19 protein-coding genes are annotated in these 22,662 nt (G+C 63.8%); 10 read left to right on the top strand and 9 right to left on the bottom strand.

The features are described 5' to 3' along the window. Positions 1-10: 10 nt before the first annotated feature. Positions 11-1,555 (bottom strand): acetolactate synthase large subunit, encoded by a 1,545-nt coding sequence (locus tag RS897_RS17250; protein WP_315837722.1) that lies wholly within the window; start codon positions 1,553-1,555, stop codon positions 11-13. Positions 1,556-1,904: 349 nt separating this feature from the next. Between RS897_RS17250 and RS897_RS17245 the strand changes: the two genes are divergently transcribed. Together RS897_RS17245 and RS897_RS17240 are read left to right on the top strand one after the other, a co-directional pair. After that, positions 1,905-2,504 (top strand): L,D-transpeptidase, encoded by a 600-nt coding sequence (locus tag RS897_RS17245; RefSeq protein WP_315837721.1) that lies wholly within the window; start codon positions 1,905-1,907, stop codon positions 2,502-2,504. A 206-nt stretch (positions 2,505-2,710) separates the two neighbouring features. Continuing rightward, positions 2,711-3,445, top strand: a complete 735-nt coding sequence (locus RS897_RS17240) for a DUF2927 domain-containing protein (RefSeq protein ID WP_315837720.1) — start codon at positions 2,711-2,713, stop codon at positions 3,443-3,445. A gap of 134 nt (positions 3,446-3,579) precedes the next feature. On the opposite strand, the gene RS897_RS17235 is transcribed toward RS897_RS17240, so the two are convergent. Beyond that, entirely contained in the window at positions 3,580-4,752 is a 1,173-nt protein-coding gene (locus RS897_RS17235) for an isovaleryl-CoA dehydrogenase (RefSeq protein ID WP_315837719.1), read from the bottom strand. 148 nt (positions 4,753-4,900) lie between these two features. Next, the gene (locus RS897_RS17230; protein WP_315837718.1) at positions 4,901-6,382 is read right to left on the bottom strand and encodes a methyl-accepting chemotaxis protein; all 1,482 of its coding nucleotides are present in this window, start codon (positions 6,380-6,382) and stop codon (positions 4,901-4,903) included. A gap of 354 nt (positions 6,383-6,736) precedes the next feature. Between RS897_RS17230 and RS897_RS17225 the strand changes: the two genes are divergently transcribed. The 6 genes from RS897_RS17225 to mdlC all read left to right on the top strand — a co-directional run bounded on the left by RS897_RS17225 (position 6,737) and on the right by mdlC (position 14,404). Continuing rightward, on the top strand, positions 6,737-7,999 hold the full coding sequence (locus RS897_RS17225) for a cytochrome P450 (protein ID WP_315837717.1): 1,263 nt from the start codon (positions 6,737-6,739) through the stop codon (positions 7,997-7,999). Between the two features lie 34 nt (positions 8,000-8,033). Then, positions 8,034-9,302 (top strand): cytochrome P450, encoded by a 1,269-nt coding sequence (locus tag RS897_RS17220; protein WP_315837716.1) that lies wholly within the window; start codon positions 8,034-8,036, stop codon positions 9,300-9,302. Positions 9,303-9,517: 215 nt separating this feature from the next. Next, positions 9,518-10,681, top strand: coding sequence for an acyl-CoA dehydrogenase family protein (locus tag RS897_RS17215; protein ID WP_315837715.1), 1,164 nt, complete (start codon positions 9,518-9,520; stop codon positions 10,679-10,681). A gap of 8 nt (positions 10,682-10,689) precedes the next feature. After that, entirely contained in the window at positions 10,690-11,817 is a 1,128-nt protein-coding gene (locus RS897_RS17210) for a CaiB/BaiF CoA transferase family protein (RefSeq protein WP_315837714.1), read from the top strand. Then, on the top strand, positions 11,817-12,668 hold the full coding sequence (locus RS897_RS17205; RefSeq protein ID WP_315837713.1) for an HTD2 family dehydratase: 852 nt from the start codon (positions 11,817-11,819) through the stop codon (positions 12,666-12,668). The genes RS897_RS17210 and RS897_RS17205 overlap by 1 nt, the downstream gene beginning before the upstream one ends. A 110-nt stretch (positions 12,669-12,778) precedes the next feature. Further along, on the top strand, positions 12,779-14,404 hold the full coding sequence (gene mdlC, locus RS897_RS17200) for a benzoylformate decarboxylase (RefSeq protein ID WP_315837712.1): 1,626 nt from the start codon (positions 12,779-12,781) through the stop codon (positions 14,402-14,404). Between the two features lie 29 nt (positions 14,405-14,433). Here mdlC and RS897_RS17195 read toward each other — a convergent pair whose 3' ends face one another. Both RS897_RS17195 and trhA read right to left on the bottom strand, forming a co-directional pair. Then, complete coding sequence (locus RS897_RS17195; RefSeq protein ID WP_315837711.1) at positions 14,434-15,228, bottom strand: SDR family oxidoreductase; 795 nt, start codon at positions 15,226-15,228, stop codon at positions 14,434-14,436. Between the two features lie 42 nt (positions 15,229-15,270). Beyond that, a complete protein-coding gene (trhA, locus tag RS897_RS17190) occupies positions 15,271-15,978 on the bottom strand; it encodes a PAQR family membrane homeostasis protein TrhA (protein WP_315837710.1) in 708 nt (235 codons plus the stop codon). Positions 15,979-16,205: 227 nt separating this feature from the next. Here trhA and RS897_RS17185 point away from each other — a divergent pair, with 227 nt between their 5' ends. After that, complete coding sequence (locus RS897_RS17185; RefSeq protein ID WP_315838667.1) at positions 16,206-17,681, top strand: YcjX family GTP-binding protein; 1,476 nt, start codon at positions 16,206-16,208, stop codon at positions 17,679-17,681. Then, positions 17,678-18,730: a YcjF family protein gene (locus RS897_RS17180; protein ID WP_315837709.1), complete on the top strand. Its 1,053-nt coding sequence runs from the start codon at positions 17,678-17,680 to the stop codon at positions 18,728-18,730. Before RS897_RS17185 ends, RS897_RS17180 begins: the two co-directional genes overlap by 4 nt. A 20-nt stretch (positions 18,731-18,750) precedes the next feature. On the opposite strand, the gene RS897_RS17175 is transcribed toward RS897_RS17180, so the two are convergent. The 4 genes from RS897_RS17175 to pucL all read right to left on the bottom strand — a co-directional run bounded on the left by RS897_RS17175 (position 18,751) and on the right by pucL (position 22,491). Then, positions 18,751-19,374, bottom strand: a complete 624-nt coding sequence (locus RS897_RS17175; protein ID WP_315837708.1) for a hypothetical protein — start codon at positions 19,372-19,374, stop codon at positions 18,751-18,753. 42 nt (positions 19,375-19,416) lie between these two features. Continuing rightward, the gene (locus RS897_RS17170) at positions 19,417-20,160 is read right to left on the bottom strand and encodes an SDR family oxidoreductase (protein WP_315837707.1); all 744 of its coding nucleotides are present in this window, start codon (positions 20,158-20,160) and stop codon (positions 19,417-19,419) included. A gap of 80 nt (positions 20,161-20,240) precedes the next feature. After that, positions 20,241-21,518: an allantoate amidohydrolase gene (locus tag RS897_RS17165; RefSeq protein ID WP_315837706.1), complete on the bottom strand. Its 1,278-nt coding sequence runs from the start codon at positions 21,516-21,518 to the stop codon at positions 20,241-20,243. 133 nt (positions 21,519-21,651) lie between these two features. Beyond that, positions 21,652-22,491, bottom strand: a complete 840-nt coding sequence (gene pucL / locus RS897_RS17160; RefSeq protein ID WP_315837705.1) for a factor-independent urate hydroxylase — start codon at positions 22,489-22,491, stop codon at positions 21,652-21,654. Between the last annotated feature and the right edge of the window lie 171 nt (positions 22,492-22,662).

Raw genomic sequence — 22,662 nt, 5'->3', positions numbered from 1 at the left:
CGTTGTCATTTTACATCTGGACTTCGATCACGCGAGGACCTTTCTGCGCATTGGCTTCGCTGAGCGCGGCGTTGAAATCGTCCACATTGCTCACCGAGCGGCCGGCAACCCCCATGCCCTTGGCAAGCAACACGAAATCCAGCGCCGGCCGATCGATATTGAGCATGTCCAGCGCGCGCTGGCCCGGCTCGCCGGCCTCGACGCCGGCGAACTCGCCCTTCAGGATCTGATAGGTGCGGTTGGCGAACACGATGGTGGTGACATCCAGGTTTTCGCGCGCCTGGGTCCAAAGCGACTGCAGCGTGTACATCGCACTGCCGTCGCCGACCATGCAGATCACCTTGCGGTCCGGGCAGGCGACCGCCGCACCGGTCGAGACCGGCGTGCTGAACCCGATCGAGCCGCCCATGTTCTGCAGCCAATCATGCGGCGCCGCCGCGGCCGTCGGCGGAAAGAAGCCGCGGCCGGTGGTGACCGATTCATCCACCACGATGGCATTCTCCGGAATCGCGCAGGCGATCGCTTGCGCAATCGAGGCGTGGTTCAGCGCGCCGGTCGGCTTGACGAGTTCGACCAGCTTCTGCGGCTTGGCATCGGCTTCTTTCGCTCCCAGCGCGTCCGCCAGCGCTTCCAGCGCCGCCACCGAATTGTCGCCGGTTTCGCACATGCGATGCACAGCGCAATCCTCCGGCCGCAGCCGGCTGGGCTTGTTGGGATAGGCGAAGAACGCCACCGGGTCTGCCGCCTCGACCAGCACGATGTGCCGGAAATCTTTCAGAATCGGCAGCGCCGACTCGATTACGTAAGGAATCCGCTCGACAAAGAAACGCCCGCGGCCGCGCGCCATGCGCGGATTGTAGGTCTGGCTCAGCACCTTGCATCCGGTCTTGCCACTGATGCGGGCGGCGAGCGCCAATCCCTTTTCCGACAGAGCGCTGCCGGTCAGCAGCAGCAGGGTCTGCTCGCCGCTGCGCAAGGCGCGCGCGGCCTCGTCGACCGCTTCTGTTGAGAAGCCCGCGCGCTGTTCGGGGGTCGGCACTTGTGCAATGCCGTCGGCCTCGTTCCACGCGGTGTCCGCGGGCAGGATCAGGCTTGCGATCTGCGGCGGCCGGCCCTTCGCGGCGGCAATCGCCTCGGCGCCATCGCGCGCGATGGTCTTTGAATTGGGCGAGGTCTTGACCCAGCCCGACATCGGCCGCGCCAGGCCTTCGATATCCGACGTCAGCGGCGCGTTGTAACCGATGTGATAGGTGGCGTGCTGGCCGACGATGTTGACGATGCCGGAGTTGGCTTTCTTGGCGTTGTGCAGGTTGGCGAGACCGTTGGCGAGACCGGGTCCGAGATGCAGCAGGGTCGAGGCCGGGTTGCCGGTCATCCGGTAGTAACCGTCCGCCGCTCCGGTCACGATCCCCTCGAACAGCCCCAGCACGCAGCGCATGCCCTCGACGCGATCCAGCGCCGCCACAAAATGCATTTCCGATGTGCCGGGATTCGCGAAGCAGACGTTCACGCCGCCTGCGACCAGGGTCCGCACCAGACTTTCCGCTCCGTTCATCGTTTCTTCCTTGTTGCCGGGTTTTGTTGTCACATTTTTGGGACATTGTTCGACCGATGGAACAGAACAACCATCCTTCGACGTCTCCGTCAAAGCCTCTCCCGCCAATTACCGTGCGGCAACGTCATGGGCGGGTTGCAAATCTGATCCGGATGCGTCGCCAACCGACGTTTTTGGGCAACGGCCGGCGGCAAAATAAACTCTGTCGCGACGGGCAACTTGCGAAGCGGGCTCAATTATGGCCTTTCTTGGTCCAGGTTGGCGGGCCACAGGGCTCCCGATGCCCGTGACAAGGGCCCTCGGGTGTCGTCGGGACCGGCCAACGGAATGGACATTTCGCGAGGACTTTATGACTCGTCTTGCCGCTTTTGTTATTGTATGCGCCGCCATTATCGCAGGCACCACTGTCGCCACCGCCCAGAGCTTCTATGAGGATTTCGCCTCCGGCGGCGCGCCGCTGGGCCGGCGCTCCCAGTTCGGCTTCTTCGGAAGCTCCAGCGGCAGCGGTCCCGTCGCCCGCACCAACGTCAGCTTCCCGGGCAACTTCGCGCCGGGCACCATCGTGGTGAATACCGCCGAGCGCCGGCTCTATTTCGTCACCGGCAACGGCCAGGCGATCCGCTACGGCATCGGCGTCGGCCGCGACGGCTTCCGCTGGGGTGGCGTGCACCGGGTCACTGCAAAGAAGGAATGGCCGGAGTGGACGCCGCCGGCCCAGATGCTGCGCCGTCGGCCTGATCTGCCGCGCCACATGAAGGGTGGGGAGGACAATCCGCTCGGTGCCCGCGCCATGTATCTGGGATCGACGCTGTACCGCATCCATGGCTCCAACGAACCTGAAACGATCGGCCAGGCCGTCTCTTCCGGCTGCTTCCGGATGGTCAACGACGACGTGATCGACCTCTACAATCGCGTGTCGGTCGGCGCTACGGTGATCGTGAAGAATTGACGTATCCGTGATCTGATTCGGATTGCCTATAAAACGGCCGGCTCTCGCCGGCCTTTTTCGTTTCGGCCCGTTTCAGCAAAGCGACGCCCTTGCGCTGCGCGACGTCATCCGGCAACGTCGTCCGAATGCGCGGACGTCTCCAACCCAGCCGAGCCCTCCAGGGCCTTGCAGTGCTTGTCTCCGGATGCATCGTCGGCGGCGCAACCATGCCGCCCGCTCCGGGCGACGTCCCTGCCATTGCGCAGCGCCAGCGCACCGAAAAAAAGACCTTCACCAACGCCGACATCATCAACGGCTTTCTGAGGACCGCGTTCGGCGCGGAGTATCATCTCTCCGGGCGCGTCGACCGCATCCGCAAATATGAAAAGCCGATCCGCGTCTTCATTGACGCCGCGAACCGTCCCGACCGCCGCACCCAGCTCGTCGGCGTGGTCACCGACATTGCGCTACGGGTTCAGCATCTCGACATCGCCGTCACCGAGACGCGCGACGACGCCAATGTGGTGGTCACGATGGTGCGCGACCGCGATCTGTTCCGCACCATGACGTCGCTTTACGGATCCGACAAGGCGCGTGAAATCCGCTCCTCGCTCGATCCGCAGTGCCTGTCCGGCTTTCGCAAGAACGACAGCTTCGAAATCCTGAACTCGGACGTGCTGCTGACCATCGACAATGGCGACTTCACATTCTTCGATTGCGCCTATGAAGAGCTGCTGCAGGCCCTGGGCCCGATCAACGATACCAATGCGGTGCAATGGACGATGTTCAACGACAACGTCCAGATGGGATTCTTCGATATCTACGACCAGTACATCATGAACATCCTCTACGACCCGCGGATCCGCGCCGGAATGACGGTGAACGAGGTGCGCGAGGTCCTGCCGGACGTGCTGATCAGCGTTCGGGCGTGGGTGACCAAGGTCAACAATCTCGGACCATAGCCTCGATTTATTCGAAACGATTCCACCTCATCCTGAGGAGCCCTCGTAGAGGGCGTCTCGAAGGATGAGGCCGAGGCCTCATGGTTCGAGAAGGCGCGGAGCGCCTCCTCACCATGAGGAGCAAAGTTCGTCGCCTACGCCGTTTTCTCGAACAGCTCGCGCCCGATCAGCATGCGGCGGATCTCGCTGGTGCCGGCGCCAATCTCGTAGAGCTTGGCATCCCGGAGCAGTCGTCCGGTCGGATAGTCGTTGATGTAACCGTTGCCGCCGAGCAGCTGGATGGCATCGAGCGCGCACTGGGTCGCCCGCTCGGCGGCGTAGAGAATGGCGCCGGCGGCATCTTCACGGGTGGTCTCGCCGCGGTCGCAGGCCTTCGCCACCGCATAAACATAGGCGCGCGCGGCGTTCATCGTCACGTACATGTCCGCGACCTTGCCCTGCACCAGCTGGAAGCTGCCGATCGGCTGACCAAATTGCTTGCGCTCGTGCACATACGGCATCACCACATCGAGGCAGGCCTGCATGATGCCCAGCGGACCGGCGGCAAGCACCGCGCGCTCATAGTCGAGACCCGACATCAGCACATTGACGCCGCGGCCGACATCGCTGAGCACATTCTCCTCCGGCACTTCGCAGTCCGCGAACACCAGTTCGGCGGTGTCGGAACCGCGCATCCCGAGTTTGTCGAGCTTCTGCGCGGTGGAAAATCCCTTCATGCCCTTTTCGATGATGAAGGCCGTGATGCCCCGCGGCCCCGCCGCGGGATCGGTCTTGGCATAGACCACCAGGGTCTCCGCCACTGGACCGTTGGTGATCCACATCTTGCTGCCGTTCAGCACATAACGATCACCCTTTTTGTCGGCACGGGTGGTCATCGACACCACGTCGGAGCCGGAACCCGGCTCCGACATCGCCAGCGCCCCGACATGCTCGCCGGAGATCAGCTTCGGCAGGTACTTGCGCTTCTGCGCGTCGGTGCCATTGCGCCGCAGCTGGTTGACGCACAGGTTAGAGTGCGCGCCATAGGACAACCCGACCGACGCCGAGGCCCGCGAAATCTCTTCCATGGCGATGCAATGCTCGAGATAGCCAAGCCCCGATCCGCCGTAGTCCTCTTCCACGGTGATGCCGTGCAGGCCCAGCGCACCCAGCTTGGGCCAGAGGTCGCGCGGAAACAGGTTGCTCTTGTCGATTTCGTCGGCGCGCGGCGCGATCTCATTCGCCGAAAAATCCCGCACCGTCTCGCGGATCGCATCCGCGGTCTCGCCGAGATCGAAATTGAATATGCGCTGTGCGTTGGGAATCATCTCTCGCCGGTCTCCCCCGGAGCGGCGCCAGAAGACTGCGCCCGCTCTTGAATTTGTGATCTGGCCCGAGTCTGCCACGGGCCAGATCACAAGAGAAGGGCGCTAGGTGACACTCCCTGAGATTAGCCGCCTCTGAGAGATGAGCCGCTTAGGCGAGCGCCCGGGCCGCTTCGGCGACCTTGCGGGTTGCACCGTCCACGGATCTGGTTTCGGCGGCGATTTCATTCATGTTGGCATTGATGTCGACGACGCCGCGAGCGGCATCCTGCATGTTCGCCGAGATCGATTGCGTGACCGCCGCCTGTTCCTCGACCGATGCCGCGATCGCCGACGAGATTTCGTTGACACGGGAAATCGTCTGCGTGATGGCCTCGATCACATCGACCGCGTTGGTGGTGGTGCCCTGGATCTCGGCGATCTGGCCGCTGATCTCATCGGTCGCCTTCGAGGTCTGGGTCGCGAGGCTCTTGACCTCCGACGCGACCACCGCAAAGCCCCGCCCCGCTTCCCCTGCGCGCGCCGCCTCGATGGTTGCATTGAGCGCCAGCAGGTTGGTCTGATCGGCGATGTTGTTGATCAGCTTGACCACGTCGCCGATCTTCTGGGCCGACGCCGCAAGACCGGACACGATGGCGCTGGTTTCGTTGGCCTGGTTCACCGCCTGCTTCGAGATGCTCAAGGCATCGGACGCCTGGCGGCTGATTTCTCCGACCGAAGCGGCCAGTTCCTCCGCACCGGTGGCCACCGCCTGCATGTTGGACGAGGCCTGGGTGGAGGTCGAAACCGCTGACGTCACCCGCTCCGAGGCCGTGGTCACAGCGCGCGTGATCTGCTGGAGATCGCTGTCGATCGATTTCTGGATCTCGCCACGCCGCATTCGGTCCTGCACCTGCTGGGTCGTGTCGATCGCGAATTTGACGACCTTGATCACCTTGCCGTCGGCATCGCTGACCGGATTGTAGGCGCCCTGGATCCAGACGGAACGGCCGCCATTGCCGACCCGCTCATACTCGCCGGCCTGGTATTCACCCCGTCGCAAGGCATCCCAGAAGTCGCGATAGGCCACACTGCTGCGGTAGGCCGGCGTCGCGAATATGCCGTGGTGTTTGCCCTGGATCTCGTCCAGCCGGTAACCCATGGTTTTGAGAAAATTCTCGTTGGCAGTGATGATGGTGCCATCGAGATTGAATTCGATCACAGCCTGGGATTTGTGGATCGCCTGGATCTGTCCTTCATGATCGGCGGCCAGCATCCGCGCCGCCGTGATGTCGGTGGCGAATTTTACCACCTTGAACGGCTTGCCGTTGCGGCCGAACAGCGGATTGTAGGAGGCCTGAATCCAGATCGGCCGCCCGCCCTTGGCGACCCGCTTGTAGGCGCGCGCCTGGTATTCCCCCCGTCGCAGCGAATCCCAGAAGGCACGATACTCGGCGCTGTTGCGGGTGGCATCGTCGACAAACAAGCTGTGATGTTTGCCGCGGATTTCATCAAGCTGGTAACCCAGCGCATTCAGAAAATTCTCGTTCGCGGTAATGATGGTGCCGTCGAGATTGAATTCGATCATGGCCTGGGAGCGGTTGATCGCCTCGAGCTTGGCCTTCACATCCTGTGATGAGTTGAAAAGTCGCATTCTGCGTTCCTCAGCTGACCCGGTTGCAGGTTCAAGTCTTGGTATACGAGCCCTAAACTCTTAAAAATCTCGGTTCAAATTTATCCAACTGTCAAAGTTTTTATTAAGTAAAAACAGCGACATAATAGGTAAATATAGACTCTACGAGATCGCAGCGACGGCCTCTATCACCCTCAATACAGGTGCCAAAGATCCCCGCCGGCAGCGCCGCCCGGCTTCACATCGCACCGCCCCCCGTGACTTGCCCTCCCCGGTTTGAACCGCTGTAATCGCCCGTGCCGGGCCCCATCGGAGGACCGGCAACAGCCGCAACGACGGCAACCTGCCTCACCGGGGCAGTTCGGGAGAAACACCATGGACCTCGCGATTCAGGCCGGCCCCGCCTCAGACATCCAGATCGCCCGCGACAAGGCCTATGCGACGCCGCTGGAGGATTTCGACGTCGGCAATCCGGAGCTATTCCGCAGCAATACGCTCTGGCCCTACTTTGAACGGCTGCGCCGCGAAGACCCGGTGCACTACTGCCGCGCCAGTATGTTCGGCCCCTACTGGTCGGTGACCAAGTACAACGACATCATGCAGGTCGAAACCAGCCACGAGACCTATTCGTCGGAGGCAAGCCTCGGCGGCATCACCATCCGCGACGCCAGGCCGGAATTCCGCCGGCCGATGTTCATCGCGATGGATCAGCCCAAGCACAGCGCGCAGCGCAAGACCGTCGCGCCGATGTTCACCCCCACCCATCTCGATGAACTCGCGGCGTCGATCCGGCAACGCACCGCCGAGTGTCTCGATGCGTTGCCGCGCAACCAGACATTCGACTGGGTCGATCGCGTCTCGATCGAACTGACCACACAGATGCTCGCCACGTTGTTCGACTTCCCCTGGGAGGATCGCCGCAAGCTGACGCACTGGTCTGACGTGGCGACCACGATCCCGGCGGACCAGGCCGCGGAAGACCGCCGGCAGACCGAGCTGCAAGAGTGCGGCGCCTATTTCGCCAGACTCTGGAATGAACGTGTCGACGCACCGCCCAAGAGCGACCTGCTGTCGATGATGGCGCATGCGGACGCCACCCGCGACATGGATCCGAAGACGTTTCTCGGCAACATCATTCTGCTGATCGTCGGCGGCAACGACACCACCCGCAACACCATGACCGGCTCGGTGCTGGCGCTGAACGAGAACCCCGATCAATATCGCAAATTGCGCGACAACCCCGCACTGATCGACAGCTTCGTCCCGGAAGTCATCCGCTGGCAAACCCCGCTCGCGCATATGCGGCGCACCGCGCTCAAGGATACCGAGCTCGGCGGCAAACAGATCAAGAAGGGTGACAAGGTGGTGATGTGGTACGTGTCGGGCAATCATGACGACACCGTGATTGACAATCCCGACAGCTTCATCATCGATCGGGCGCGTCCGCGCCAACATCTCTCATTCGGCTTCGGCATCCATCGCTGCGTCGGGCTGCGGCTTGCGGAACTGCAGCTCAAGATCGTATGGGAAGAGATCCTCAAGCGCTTCGAGACAATCGAGGTGGTGGACGAGCCGAAGCGGGTGTTTTCCAGCTTCGTCAAGGGCTACGAAACCCTACCGGTGCGGATTCCCGGGTGATAGACTGCCGCTCGCAATAACTCAGGGATTCCACATGCACGGCACCATCGACAGCGCGCAGCGCAAGGTTCAGCAGGACGCGCGTGAAAAAGCCTATGCGATGCCGCTTGCGGAGTTCCACCCAGGCCATCCCGAGCTGTTCCGCTCGGACACGCTGTGGCCTTATTTCGAACGGCTGCGCAATGAAGAGCCGGTGCATTTCTGCTCCACCAGTCCGGTCGGCAACTACTGGTCGGTGACCCGGTATCACGACATCATGCATGTCGACACCAACGCCGCGATCTATTCGTCCGACGTCAAGCTCGGCGGCATCGGGCTGCGCGACGTCTCACCGGACTACGCCTGGCCGAGCTTCATCGCCATGGACGAGCCGATGCACGCGCCGCAGCGCAAGACCGTGTCGCCGATGTTCACGCCGAAACATCTCGACAAGCTTGCGATCCTGATCCGCGAACGCGCCAGCCTGATTCTCGACAACTTGCCGCGCAACGAAACCTTCAACTGGGTCGACCGGGTCTCGATCGAGCTCACCACCCAGATGCTGGCGACACTGTTCGATTTCCCCTGGGACGACCGCCGCAAGCTGACGCGATGGTCGGATCTCGCCACAGCCCTGCCGAAGAGCATGATCTACGACAGCGAGGAGCAGCGGCTCACCGAGCTCGGCGAATGCGCCGACTATTTCACACGGCTGTGGAACGAGCGCCTCAATGTCGAGCCGCGCAGCGACCTGATCTCGATGATGGCGCACAGCGATGCCATGCGTTACATGGACAAGGACACCCTGCTCGGCAACCTGATCCTGCTGATCGTCGGCGGCAACGACACCACCCGCAACACCATGACCGGATCGGTGCTGGCGCTGAACGAAAACCCGGATCAATACGACAAGCTGCGCCGCAACCCGGCGCTAATCGACAGCTTCGTGCCTGAAGTGATCCGCTGGCAGACGCCGCTGGCGCACATGCGCCGCACGGCCCTCGTGGACACCGAGCTCGGCGGCAAGACCATCCGCAAGGGCGACCGGGTGGTGATGTGGTACATCTCGGGCAACCGCGATGGCGAGGTCATCGAGAACCCCGACAGCTTCATCATCGACCGCGCCCGGCCGCGCCAGCACATGTCGTTCGGCTTCGGCATCCACCGCTGCGTCGGCATGCGGCTGGCCGAACTGCAGCTGAAGATCGTCTGGGAAGAGATCCTCAAGCGGTTCGAGACCATCGAGGTGGTCGGCGAGCCGAAGCGGGTCTATTCCAGCTTTGTCAGGGGCTATGAGGACCTGCCGGTTCGCATCCCGTCCTGAAAAGGTATCGGCGGCTTATAACTGTTATTCCTCGATTTTATCCCCTGCCGTCCCCTGCGGATGTATCCTGTTCCGCGGGCATAGCCCCATGCAGGCGCGCGGGGCGATTGGCATTGCAAAGCGCGAAGTGATCTCTCAGAACTAGGGCGTTAAACGCACGACTAACATATGGGCGCCGAGACAATGCGCGCTGCCGGGATGGATCGCCAACTTCGATGACAGACACCGAGACTGATGAATTCCGAGATATCCGCGAAGCCGTCGGCAAGCTGTGCGAGCAGTTTCCCGGCGAATACTGGCGCAAGCTCGATCGCGAGATGGCCTATCCCGGCGCCTTCGTCGATGCCTTGACCAAGGCCGGATATCTGTCGGTCCTCATTCCCGAAGAATATGGCGGCGCCGGGCTGAAGCTGTCGGCCGCGGCCGCGATCCTGGAAGAGATCCAGCGCGCCGGCTGCAACGGCGGCGGCTGCCACGCCCAGATGTACACCATGGGCACGCTGCTGCGGCACGGCAATGACGAACAGAAGGCGAAATGGCTGCCGCGCGTCGCCAGCGGCGAACTGCGGCTGCAGGCATTCGGCGTCACCGAGCCGACCAGCGGCACCGATACGTCGTCACTCAAGACCTTCGCGAAGCGCGAAGGCGACCACTACATCGTCAACGGCCAGAAGATCTGGACCAGCCGCGCCGAGCATTCCGACGTGATGATCCTGCTGGCGCGCACCACGCCGAAGGATCAGGCCGCCAAGCGCACCGACGGCTTGTCGGTCTTCATCGTCGACATGAAAGCGGCGCGGAACAACGGACTGACCATCCGGCCGATCCGCACCATGATGAACCATGCCACCACCGAGGTGTTCTTCGACAATTTGAAGGTGCCGGCGGAAAACCTGATCGGTGAGGAAGGCAAGGGCTTCCGCTACATCCTCTCCGGCATGAATGCCGAGCGCATCCTGATCGCTGCGGAATGCATCGGCGACGCCAAATGGTTCATCAAGAAGACCACCGACTATGCGCGCGAGCGTGTGGTGTTCGGCCGGCCGATCGGCCAGAACCAGGGCATCCAGTTTCCGATCGCCAAGGCCTATGCGGCGATGCGCGCCGCCGAACTGATGGTGCGCGAGGCCACCCGCAAGTATGAGGCCGGACTGGACTGCGGCGCTGAAGCCAACATGGCGAAGATGCTTGCGGCCGATGCGTCCTGGGACGCGGCCAATGCCTGCGTGCAGACCCATGGCGGCTTCGGCTTTGCCGAGGAGTACGACGTCGAGCGCAAGTTCCGTGAGACGCGGCTCTACCAGGTGGCGCCGATCTCGACCAACCTGATCCTGTCCTACGTTGCCGAGCATGTGCTCGGCATGCCGCGCTCGTATTGAGGCCGGCCATGCGCGCGCTCGAAGGACTGACCGTCATCGCCGTCGAACAGGCGGTCGCGGCCCCATTCTGCACCTCGCGGCTTGCGGACGCCGGCGCCACCGTGATCAAGGTGGAACGGCCGGAAGGCGATTTCGCGCGCGGCTACGACGCCGCCGCGAAGGGACAAAGCAGCTATTTCGTCTGGCTCAACCGCGGCAAGAAATCCGTGGTCATCGACCTTGCGACCGGCGAGGGCCGCAAGACGCTGGAAGCGCTGATCGCCGGCGCCGACGTGCTGGTGCAGAACCTCAAGCCGGGCTCCATGGACAAGCTCGGCTTTACGCTCGAGCGGCTGCGCAAGGACTATCCATCCCTGATCTGCTGCACCATCTCAGGCTACGGCGATGATGGCCCCTATGCGAACCGCAAGGCCTATGATCTGCTGATCCAGGCCGAGAGCGGCCTGGCCTCCATCACAGGCGGCCCGGAAGGCCCCTCGCGGGTCGGGGTCTCCATTGTCGACGTCGCCACCGGCGCGACCGCGCACGCCGCCGTACTGGAGGCGCTGATCGCACGCTCGCGCACCGGCCAGGGCGCGGACATCCGCATTTCGATGTTCGACGTGATGGCCGACTGGCTGACGGTGCCGCTGCTCAATGCAGAAGCCGGCAATCCGCCGAAACGCATGGGCCTGGCGCATCCCTCGATCGCGCCCTATGGCGTGTTCCGCTCGAAAGACGGCAAGGACATCCTGATCTCGATCCAGAGCGAGCGGGAATGGAAGAAGCTTTGCACCGACGTGCTCGGTGTGCCGGAGCTGCCCAGCGATCCGCGTTTCCAGAACATGGTGGAACGGGTGCGCAACCGCGCGCTCACCGACAAGACCGTTGGCGACATCTTCGCGGCTCATACGCGCGACACGCTGCTGCGGCGGCTTGACGACGCCGACATCGCCTTTGCCGAAGTCAACACCATGGCCGACCTGACCACGCATCCGCATCTGCGGCGGATCGAGGTCGGCACGCCGGAAGGCGTTGTCGCCTACCCCGCACCCGCCGCCATTTTTGTGGATCAGGACCGCGCGTATACAGCGGTGCCTGCGGTCGGCGAACATACCGACGTGATTCAAGAGACCCTGAGCAAAAGGAAGAGCTGATGAGCGAGCCCCTCGATCTCGATCATTTGCGCAGCTGGATCGGCCGCAGCGAAAGCGCCTCCGATCTTGTCACGCCACAGTTGGTCCGCGGCCTGCGCGCGACACTGTTTATCGATCCTGGCAAACCGGCACTGGGCGACGTGGCACCGCTGACCACGCACTGGTGCCTGGCACAGCCGGTGGCGCCGATGTCGGCGCTGGGCCCGGATGGCCATCCCACCCGCGGCGGCTTCCTGCCGCCGGTGCCGCTGCCGCGGCGGATGTGGGCCGGCGGACTGCTGGAATTTCAGGACCGGATCCGGGTCGGCGACGAGGTCACGCGCAACTCGACAATCACCGATGTGACGCTGAAGACCGGCAGCACCGGGACGCTTTGCTTTGTCAGTGTGGCTCACACCATCGAAACCTCTCGTGGCGTCGCCATCCGCGAACGGCAGGACATCGTGTACCGCGACGCGCCCGGCCCCTCCTCGGCCGCGCCGGCAGCCCCTGCCGCGGCGCCTCCGGGACAGCATCGCCGTACCCACCTGGCCGATCCCGTGCTGCTGTTCCGGTATTCCGCGCTGACCTTCAACGGCCACCGCATCCACTACGACCGCGACTATGTGACCAAGGTGGAAGGTTATCCCGGCCTGATCGTCCACGGCCCGCTGCAGGCCTCGCTGCTGGTCGAATATGCTGCCACGCTGCGCGCCGACACCAGCCCGCGCAGCTTCAACTATCGTGGCGTCAATCCGCTTTTCGATGGCGCCGAGTTCAGCCTCAATGCCAATGAGACCGGTTCCGGCCTCGAGGTGTGGAGCGCCAACAATGCCGGCGTGCCGACCATGAAGGGAACGGCGGCCTGGTAACTCGTGCGTAACCCGGCCTTGCCTGCCGACGCCTGCCGCGGGTAGTTAGACGCGCCGGTGCTTGAGGAACGACAGGCTCGCGTCGGTGCAATGCAACAGCGAGGTGAGCCGTGTCCACGAAAACCACAAAAGGCAATCACGCACCGGTCAGCGTCAAGCAGGCGACCTTCGATCTGCTCCGCGCGTTCGGCATCAAGAAAGTGTTCGGCAATCCCGGCTCCACCGAACTGCCGTTCCTGAGCGACTGGCCCGACGACATCGAGTACGTGCTGGGGCTGCAGGAAGCTACCGTGATCGGCATGGCCGATGGTTATGCCCAGGCGACACGCAATGCGGCGTTCGTCAACCTGCACTCGGCCGCCGGCGTCGGCCATGCGCTCGGCAACATCTACACCGCGCACCGCAACCAGACACCGATGGTGATCACCGCCGGCCAGCAGGCCCGCAGCATCCTGCCGCTGCAGGCCTTCCTTTATGCAGAACGTGCCTCCGAATTTCCGCGGCCCTACGTCAAATACAGCGTCGAGCCGGCGCGGGCGGAAGACGTGCCCGCCGCGGTCGCCCGCGCCTATTACACCGCCATGCAGGCGCCCTGCGGCCCGACCTTCGTGTCGGTGCCGATCGACGACTGGACCCGGCAGACGCCACCGATCGAGCCCCGCCGTGTCAGCCGCGACCTTGGCCCCGATCCCGAAGCGATGGATGCCCTGGCTGCAGCGCTCGCCAACAGCAAGACGCCGGCACTGGTGATTGGCCCCGGCGTCGACCGCGCGCAGGCGGTGGATCTCGCGGTCAAGGTGGCGGAACGCAGCCGCGCCGCAGTGTGGGTCAGCCCGTTCTCGGCGCGTTGCAGTTTCCCCGAGCGGCATCCGCAATTCGCGGGCTTCCTGCACGCCTCGCCGGCACAGCTCTCCGACGCCCTGCGCGACCACGACCTTGTGGTGGTGATCGGCGCGCCGGTGTTCACCTTCCATGTCGAGGGCCACGCCACCATTTTCGAGAACGGCACCACGCTGTTCCAGATCACCGACGATCCGACCGCCGCCGCTGTCGCGCCGGTCGGCACCAGCATCCTCGCCACCATGAAGCCGGCTTTGACCATGCTGCTGGACAAACTGCCGGACACGCGCCGTGCCTTTCCCACCGGCCGGATACTGCCACCGGCGCCGGCAGCAGCCGACCCGATCCCGATCGAGTTCCTGATGCACGCGCTGTCGACCACCATGCCGGCGGATGCGGCACTGGTGGAAGAAGCCCCTTCGCATCGGCCGGCAATGCAGAAATTCCTGCCGATGCGTGGCGCGGACAGCTTCTACACCATGGCGAGCGGCGGGCTCGGCTGGTCGTTGCCGGCCTCGGTCGGCATCGCTCTGGCGCAGCCAAGCCGGCGCACGGTCTGCCTGATCGGTGACGGCTCGGCGATGTATTCGATCCAGGCACTGTGGAGCGCGGCGCAACGCAAGCTGCCGCTGACGGTGGTTGTGATCAACAACTCCGGCTACGGCGCCATGCGCTCGTTCAGCCAGGTGATGCAGGTGCGCAATGTGCCGGGCCTCGACCTCCCCGGCATCGACTTCGTCAAGATCGCCGAAGGGTTCGGCTGCCACGCGGTCCGCGTCACGCGCGCGGCGGATCTTGCCGCCGCGCTGGCGGGAAGCTTCGTGCATTCAGGCACGAGCCTCGTCGAGATCATGGTGGATTCAGCCGTGCCGATTCTCTACGGGCAGAAGCATTGACCTGCTCCTCATGGTGAGGAGCTGGCGTATCAACTTTCTGATGCCTCCCGCAGCTTGGCCTGGATCTTGGCCATGCCGCCAATCCAGCGGTCGTAATTATCGAGCTTGGCACGCATGTAGCCGGCGACCTGAGGATGCGGCAGGATCAGGAATTGCTCGCGCCCGATGCCTTCCAGAGCGGATTGCGCCACCGCCTCCGGGCTGAGATTGCCGTCAGCCGACTGCGGCCCCTGCGGCAGGCCACGCAGCATGTTGGTGTCGACGCCCTGCGGGCAGAGGATCGAGACCTTGACGCCATGCGCCCTGTGCGAAATCGCCAGGTTTTCGGCAAATCCCACCGCCGCATGCTTGGTGGTGGAATAAGCCGCGCTGCCGACCTGCGACAACAGGCCCGCGGCCGACACCGTGTTGAGGAAATAGCCGCCGCCACGCTGCTTCATCAGCGGCACCAGATGGCGCGCGGCATAGACATGGGCCATCACATTGACGGCCCAGCTCTTCATCCAGGGATCGTCGGACGAGCCGCCTGCATTGACGGACAGCGGATCGAAGCCACCGCCGATACCCGCATTGGAACAGAACAACGCAATGGGACCGAACTGGCGCTCGGTCTCCGCAATCAGATGCCTGATGTCCTGCTCGCTGCCGACATCGGTGCGGAACGCGGCGCCGCCGATCCCGGCGGCGACCACATCAGCCCCCGTGCCATCGAGATCCGCGACCACAACTTTTGCCGCACCTTCGCGATGGAAAACTTCGGCCAGCGCCTTGCCGATCCCGTTGGCGCCGCCGGTAACGACGACGACTTTACCCTGCACCTGCATGTATTCATCCTGCGGTTGGACCAGACGTTTAAAACGCCGCGATCAGGCCAAGGATCGGACCAAAACCAGATCGAGCACCGCAGTATAGTGGCAGGCCGCACCGAGTAAAACGAAAGCGTGCCAGATCGCGTTCTGGAACCGCAGTCGCTCCCAGACATGGAAAATAACGCCGAGCGAATACAGCGCGCCGCCCGCGGCGATCAGCCCGAGCGTCAAGGGCGACAGCGTGGCCACCACGGTGTCGTAGATCATGACTCCGCTCCAGCCCATGGCGAGATATAGCCCGATCGACAGCTTGTCGAAGCGGCCAGGCAACGCAATCTTCAATACAATCCCCACGGCCGCCACCGACCAGACCGCGATCAGCAAAACGATTGCCGTAATGCTGCCCTTCATCTGCACGATGAACGGGGTGTAGGTGGCCGCAATCAAGACGTAGATCGCCGAATGATCGAGGCGGCGCAGCCGCCATTTCCAGCGCGACACCGGCAGCAGATTGTAGGTGGCCGAAATCCCCAGCATGGTCAGCAGGCCGGTGGCGTAGATCACCACGGCCGCAACCTGTGCTCCGGTGAGATAGATGCTGGCGAGCACGATCAAAACCACCGCCGCGATCAGACCGCAGCAGACACCGACGATATGAACGACGCCATCGGCCCACAGCTCCGCGCGGTCATAGTTCCAGGTCACGCCCCTGGGGGCGCCCTGCAACGCGCTGGTGGCCATTTGCTTCAACCGAAAGATCGTCATGGGGCGCTTGGTCCAACAGCGAGGCGGCAAAAATTTGTCGTCTCATGGGGCAATTGGGTTCTTGGTTGCGTCAATCAAGCACAGCGTCGTGAACGTTCCGTGTCTCCCCGGCACAGGCCGGTACGCTGTTGCGGTCCGCGGCAAAGTGCTCGCCTGAAGACTAGCAAAAGCCGGGCCAGGACGCTCACATGTTGATTTTCTTCGAATATCCACGTTTGATCCGGCCGATGGCTTTCAATTTGTCCGATCTTGTCGAAGAGACCCGGCTGTCGCTGCAGGCGATCGCCGATTATGGCGATCATCTGTTCAACCCGACCGTCCGCCTCGGCGTCACTGGCCTGTCACGCGCCGGCAAGACCGTATTCATCACCGCGCTGATCCACGGCCTGCTGCGCGGCGGACGCTTCCCGGTGTTCGAGGCGTTTGCGACCGGACGGATCGCCCGGGCCCGGCTCGAACCGCAGCCCGACGACGCGGTGCCGCGCTTCGCCTATGAGAGCCATGTCCGTACCTTGACGGAGCAGCGGCAATGGCCGCAGTCGACCACCGACATCAGCGAGTTGCGGCTGGTGATTGACTATCAGCGGCCGAACGGCGCCGACCGCACGCTGACCCTCGACATTGTCGACTATCCCGGGGAATGGCTGCTCGATCTGCCGTTGCTGACCAAAAGCTACGAGGCCTGGTCGGTGGAAAGCCTTGCGCTGTCGCGCGCGGGACCACGCGCACGACTTGCGACCGAGTGGCACGCGCACCTCGCAACCCTCGATCCGCTCGCGCGCGCCGACGAGCAGGCGACGCTCACATCCGCGCGTCTCTTCACCGACTATCTGCGCGCCTGCCGCGATGAACGCTTTGCGATGAGCCTGCTGCCGCCGGGCCGCTTCCTGATGCCGGGCAACCTGGCGGGATCACCCGCACTGACCTTTGCACCGCTCAGCGTGCCTGACGAAGCAACCGCGCCGAACGGCTCGCTGTGGGCGATGATGCAGCGGCGCTACGAGGCCTACAAGGACGTCGTGGTGCGTCCCTTTTTCCGCGATCATTTCACACGGCTCGACCGCCAGATCGTGCTGGTCGATGCGCTGGCGGCGTTCAATGCCGGCCCGGAGGCGCTGCACGACCTGCAGGCGGCGCTGGCGGGCATTCTCGACTGCTTCAGGATCGGCCGCAGCACGTTCTTCAGCTCGCTGCTGCGGCCGCGGATCGACCGGATCCTGTTTGCCGCCACCAAGGCCGATCATCTGCACCATACGAGCCACGACCGCCTCGAAGCCATCCTCAAACGGATGGTGGAGCGGGCGGTGAGCCAGGCTGAATTCTCCCGCGCCGCGGTCGACGTGGTGGCGCTGTCAGCCGTGCGCGCCACCCGCGAGGCCCGTGTCCAGCGCGGCCATGAGCAGCTGCCCTCGATCGTCGGCACACCGGCCGAGGGCGAAGTCGCCAATGGTGAGGCCTTCGACGGCGCGACCGAAGTCGCGACCTTTCCCGGCGACCTGCCGACAAACCTGGACGAGCTGTTTGCCACCGGCGCGGCGCCCGATTTCAAGGGCCTTAGCCATGGTACGGCGGACCATGCCGACTATCGTTTCCTGCGTCTCCGACCGCCGCGGCTCGAGAGCAGCGGCGGCGACACCCCATATTTGCCGCACATTCGCCTCGACCGCGCGCTCCAATTCCTGATCGGAGACCGACTGCAATGAGCGAACGCCCCCGCCGGCCGGCGACCTTCAAGCTCGACGATCCGCATGTGGTCGTGACCTCGCCCGATGACGACAGCCGCCCCTCACGCGGCACCGTGCATGTGGTGCCGGAGCCGGAGCCCGCGCTGCCGGTGCCGCTCGATGACACCATGATCGCGCCCTCGCGCGGCATTCGCTGGGGCCGCTGGTTCTGGGGCTCGCTTGGCGGCCTCGTGCTGCTGGGCCTCGGCCTCGGCATCAGCAATCTGGTCGACGACCTGTTCAACCGCAGCGAGGGCCTCGGCTTCATCGGGCTGGGCTTCGCGCTGGTGTTCGCGGTCGCGCTGGTCGCGATCGCGGTGCGGGAGATTCTGGGACTGCTGCGGCTCGCCACCATCGAGCAACTGCATGCGCGGGCGGCGGCGACACTCGCCAGCGACGATCGCAATGACGCCGGCGCGATCGTCCGCGATCTCCTGAAGATCGCGCACGGCAATCCCCGCCTCGCCCATGCGCGCGGAACGCTGCAAGGCCTGGGGTCCGACATCATCGACGGCGCCGACATGCTGCGGCTGGCCGAGCGCGAACTGATGGGCCCGCTCGATCAGGAAGCGCGCCGCATGATCTCGAGCGTTGCGCAACGGGTGTCGATCGTCACCGCGGTCAGCCCGCGCGCCGTGGTCGATGTCCTGTTCGTATTCGCCGCCTCCGCGCGGCTGGTCCGGCAACTGGCACGGCTTTATGGGGGGCGCCCCGGCGCGCTGGGCCTGATCAAGCTGGGGCGGCAGGTGATCGCGCACCTGACGATCACCGGCGGCCTCGCCGCCAGCGACAACCTGATCCAGCAGATGCTGGGGCACGGCATCGCTGCCAAACTGTCGTCACGCCTCGGCGAGGGCATCCTCAACGGCCTGTTGACGGCCCGGCTCGGCCTCGCGGCCATCGAAGTGACCCGCCCGTTGCCGTTCACGGCACTGCCACGCCCGGCGCTGTCCGACCTCGCCACCGATCTGCTGCGCAAGCGGGAAGACACGGAGGCCCGAGAGATCCTGACCGACCGAAAGAGCTGATTGTCCAGCGTGCCTGCGCGTTAATCCCGCTTCACCCAAACATCTGCGGTCATCACCTCAGGTGCTTCGCCATACCCGCGCGTCCACAGATCGACGACCCATTCGACATTGCTGCGATCGACCAGGACCGGCGTGTTGTGCGGCGTCTGGCCGATCAGCGGATTGCCGCGATAGCGGGGATCGCCCACCCGATGATGCTTCAGCAGGCCCCAATCCTGCATGATCACCAGCAGGCCGCTGATATTGCGCGTGGTGTCCCAGCAGTCGAAGTTGGTGGTGACATCCTTGGCGCGAAAGTCGGCGTTGGCGACCCGCTTGTTGGTGCCGAGGATCGGGCCAAGCCGGCGATCGAACCAGATCACGGCTTTCTGCACCGCCGCGCGCTCGGCCGCGGCGGATGATTTGCCTGCCGCCATGATGCCGGTCAGAGCTCCGCGATCGCCCGACGTGAAGGCGAATTCCATGCGACGCCGGCACATCAGGCCGTAGCAGACCGTCAACTGGCCCGGCTTCGGCGGATAGGCCGACACATCGGCATAAAGCTGCGCGACCGCGCGGCTCATGTCCATGGCAGAGGCCGGCACGGCGGAAACCGCCAATACCGCACCCACCACAATCAGAACATGCATCAATGCACGACGCATATCGAACTCCGTATCATATCCGGACCGCTTCATCAGGCCGCACTATGGGCCCGCACCGGCATAGCTGCGATTCCATGTCGGGCTGATGAGGATTTCATTGATGCAGACATGGGGCGGCATGTTTGCGACAAAGGCGATGGTGCGGCCGAGATCATCGCCCTGCAGCATGCGCGCCATGTCGGCCTCGCTCGGCGGCACCGGCCGCAGTTTCATGATCGGCGTCGCCACCTCGCCCGGCGATAATGCGCAGGCGCGGATGCCGTTCTGAAATTCTTCCATATTGAGCGAATGGGTCAGTGCGACCACCGCATGTTTTGTCGCGGTATAGGCCGGGCCAGTCATCTTGGATACGAAGCGTCCGGCCCACGAGGCGATATTGATGATGCAGCCATCCTTCTGTGCCCGCATTGCCGGCAAGACCGCGCGAATGCAATACAGCAGGCCATTCAAGTTGATGTCGACGACATGATCCCAGCTCTCGGTGGAGACATCGGCCCAGCTGCGCTTGGGGACGTTGAGCCCCGCGCTGTTGACCAGCAGATCGATGCGTCCCTGCTGCTTCAGAATCGCCTGGGCCACGCGTTCGACATCGGCCACGTTGCCCACATCCAGCGCCATGGCAGATGCATCACCACCGATCTCCTTCACGGCCTGATCCAGCACGTCGGCACGACGGCCCGAAATCACCACGGTCCATCCGTCCGCGGCCAGCGCCTGCGCGCCGGCCAAGCCGATGCCGCTGCCGCCGCCGGTGATCCATGCGATTTTCTTTTTCGTTGAGGCCATCTGTTTCGTTCCCGGTTTTTTGTTGCAATGGAGTGGCAGGATATCGGCCGCAAGCTAGCGCATGCCGCGGCTGGGAGTCTTCACGTCTGCGTATCGGCTTGTAGGCCCTTGGGTTGGAAATTCTCGATCACCCGCAACAGGACGCGGGCGCCGGCTTCGACATCGGCGAGCTCCGTGTGTTCATCCGGATGATGGCTGATGCCGCCGCGGCAGCGCACGAAGATCATCGCCACGTCGGTGAGGTCGATCATCGCCATGCCGTCATGGCCGGCCCCGCTCGGCAGGTCCAGCACGCGATAACCTTCCGCGGCCACCGCGTCGGAGATTTGCGCCTTGAGCCAGTCGGCGCAGGCCACCGTGCGATTCTCGTGGGTAATGGTGATGTTGGCAATCAGTTTGCGCTGCTGCGCGATCTCCTGAATCGCCTTGATCAATTCCGCGGCCGCTCCCTTGCGGCCGGTATCGCCGGCGGCGCGGATGTCCATGGTGAACGTGGCCCGGCCCGGAATCACATTGGTCGCGCCCGGCTCCGCCAGGATGTGACCGACGGTGCCGACCAGCCCCGGACGCGCCCGGCAATAGGATTCGATGGCGAGAATGCATTCCGCAGCGCCCGTCAACGCATCGCGGCGCAGCGGCATCGGCACGGTGCCGGCGTGCCCGGCCATGCCCTCCAATGAAGCCACAAGCCGCGTCGCCCCACTGATTGCGGTGACGACCCCAACCGGCAAACCTTCCGCTTCAAGCACAGGCCCCTGCTCGATGTGCAACTCGACATAACCCAGCACCTCCCGCCCCGCGCGCGCGGCCGCGCCAATATGCCCGGGATCGAGCCCGAATTGCGTGAGCGCATCACGCATGGTCACGCCATCACGATCCCTGACACCCAGTGCACTGTCGTCAAAGGTGCCGGCAATCGCACGGCTGCCGAGCAGGGTCGAGGCGAACCGCACGCCCTCCTCGTCGGCAAAACCAACGACTTCGATGGCGAACGGAAAGCGCCGGCCACGCCGGTGCAGCGCCGCTACGCAGGAGATCGCGGTGATTACCCCGAGCGGGCCGTCCCAGCGGCCGGCGTTGCGCACGGTGTCATAATGTGAGCCCAGCATCAGACAAGGCAGGCCGGGCCGATCACCCTCATAACGTCCTACCACGTTGCCGATGGCGTCGAGATGCGCACTCATGCCGGCCTCGCGCATCCAGGACAGCAGGAGATCCGCGGCCCGGCGGTGTTCAGGCGACAGGAACACCCGCGTGATCGCGCCCTCATCCGCCGAAATCAATGCCAGCCGGTCGATGCGCTCCGTGATCTCTGTGCCCAGCGACACGGCTGCAGGGGTGGTGGACTGTGCTTCCATGCCGGGAACCGGTCTCCAGACGACGGCAGGGCCGACCTCGGTTGCTGCCTCGCCAGCTTATAGCAAGCGCGGACGCGCGATCAAACGCCGGCCTGATCTGCGGCCACAGCAGTCGGCCGGCTGGCTGATGCTCTCAGCGTCCGACGGTGCACTCGATCTGGCCGTGCGGCTCGTCAGTCGGCAGAAACACCTGATTGTTGTTGTCGAGGCCAAACGGAGACAGGTTGATCAGCAGATAATGCTTGTTGGGACAAGCCATGGTGATGTCCTGGATCTCAGGCACCGCGGCCAGCGCCGCCTCTCCCATCCGGTACAGGCTGTCCTGCACGCTCGCGCTGTAGGTGGTGGCGAATACCTCCAGCATGGTGTCGAGAATTTTGGCGTTGGTCGCCGCATAATCCTGTGGCGCGGCGCGCCAGCGCCAGGACGCCTCCATGCTGGTGGCGCACATCCGATCGTGGGTTTCCGGAATGGTCGTATACGGATCCTTGGCGTAGCTGGCCCAGCCAGATTCGGTGGTCTTCATGAACGTGAAGCCGTCGATTCCGGACCGGACCACCATCTCGCCGCCGCGCACGCCCGAAACCTCCGTGGATGGCTTTCCATTGCCATCAAGCAGAAAGCTGTGGGCATGCGGCTTGCCGCCAACGGCCAGTCGCGTCCATTTGGTCTCGTGCGCGCTGACCTTGACGGAGGAGACCTGCGGATAGCTGTCGAACAGTTTTTTTGCTACCGCCTGACAGAACAGCTCGTTCGACAACGCCAGATTTTCACGCGCGACCACATTGACGACGTTCTTCACGGTGTCGGTTGAGATACAGGTGGCATTGTCGGCGTGGGTATAGGCGCGGCTGAAATCGCCCTCGATCATCGCCTTGACCGTCAGTTCGCTGACCTCGTGCCGTTCGGCTGACTTGTTGATCCGCATCACACGAACCCGGCCCTTGCCGTACTTGTTCTGAACGAGTGCCACGTCTTTGGTCTCCGGTCATGTCGCGGGAATTTTGCTACGTCAGCCGTGTCGGCGGGTCGCGCCAGCCCTCCGGCCCATCCCCATCCTTCCAAGAAATCCAGTTTGTTGCAATGCATCCAAGCGACGCGATCTGGCATGCGATTTGATTATGCGTTTAGATCGGAGGTCACT

The sequence above is a fragment of the Bradyrhizobium prioriisuperbiae genome (assembly GCF_032397745.1).
Taxonomy (GTDB): Bacteria; Pseudomonadota; Alphaproteobacteria; order Rhizobiales; family Xanthobacteraceae; genus Bradyrhizobium_A; species Bradyrhizobium_A prioriisuperbiae.
The sequence above is the reverse complement of the archived record's forward strand: the minus strand, read 5'-3'. Positions and strand labels throughout refer to the sequence as shown.

Excerpts from the sequence above, each read along its gene's own strand:
- RS897_RS17170 (WP_315837707.1), bottom strand. The coding sequence starts at position 20,160 with ATGGCCTCAACGAAAAAGAAAATCGCATGGATCACCGGCGGCGGCAGC.
- RS897_RS17195 (WP_315837711.1), bottom strand. The coding sequence starts at position 15,228 with ATGCAGGTGCAGGGTAAAGTCGTCGTCGTTACCGGCGGCGCCAACGGG.
- RS897_RS17185 (WP_315838667.1), top strand. The coding sequence starts at position 16,206 with ATGGCTTTCAATTTGTCCGATCTTGTCGAAGAGACCCGGCTGTCGCTG.
- RS897_RS17210 (WP_315837714.1), top strand. The coding sequence starts at position 10,690 with ATGCGCGCGCTCGAAGGACTGACCGTCATCGCCGTCGAACAGGCGGTC.
- RS897_RS17180 (WP_315837709.1), top strand. The coding sequence starts at position 17,678 with ATGAGCGAACGCCCCCGCCGGCCGGCGACCTTCAAGCTCGACGATCCG.
- RS897_RS17175 (WP_315837708.1), bottom strand. The coding sequence starts at position 19,374 with ATGCGTCGTGCATTGATGCATGTTCTGATTGTGGTGGGTGCGGTATTG.
- RS897_RS17245 (WP_315837721.1), top strand. The coding sequence starts at position 1,905 with ATGACTCGTCTTGCCGCTTTTGTTATTGTATGCGCCGCCATTATCGCA.
- RS897_RS17250 (WP_315837722.1), bottom strand. The coding sequence starts at position 1,555 with ATGAACGGAGCGGAAAGTCTGGTGCGGACCCTGGTCGCAGGCGGCGTG.
- RS897_RS17220 (WP_315837716.1), top strand. The coding sequence starts at position 8,034 with ATGCACGGCACCATCGACAGCGCGCAGCGCAAGGTTCAGCAGGACGCG.
- RS897_RS17165 (WP_315837706.1), bottom strand. The coding sequence starts at position 21,518 with ATGGAAGCACAGTCCACCACCCCTGCAGCCGTGTCGCTGGGCACAGAG.
- RS897_RS17230 (WP_315837718.1), bottom strand. The coding sequence starts at position 6,382 with ATGCGACTTTTCAACTCATCACAGGATGTGAAGGCCAAGCTCGAGGCG.
- trhA (WP_315837710.1), bottom strand. The coding sequence starts at position 15,978 with ATGACGATCTTTCGGTTGAAGCAAATGGCCACCAGCGCGTTGCAGGGC.
- RS897_RS17240 (WP_315837720.1), top strand. The coding sequence starts at position 2,711 with ATGCCGCCCGCTCCGGGCGACGTCCCTGCCATTGCGCAGCGCCAGCGC.
- RS897_RS17205 (WP_315837713.1), top strand. The coding sequence starts at position 11,817 with ATGAGCGAGCCCCTCGATCTCGATCATTTGCGCAGCTGGATCGGCCGC.
- RS897_RS17225 (WP_315837717.1), top strand. The coding sequence starts at position 6,737 with ATGGACCTCGCGATTCAGGCCGGCCCCGCCTCAGACATCCAGATCGCC.
- RS897_RS17215 (WP_315837715.1), top strand. The coding sequence starts at position 9,518 with ATGACAGACACCGAGACTGATGAATTCCGAGATATCCGCGAAGCCGTC.
- RS897_RS17235 (WP_315837719.1), bottom strand. The coding sequence starts at position 4,752 with ATGATTCCCAACGCACAGCGCATATTCAATTTCGATCTCGGCGAGACC.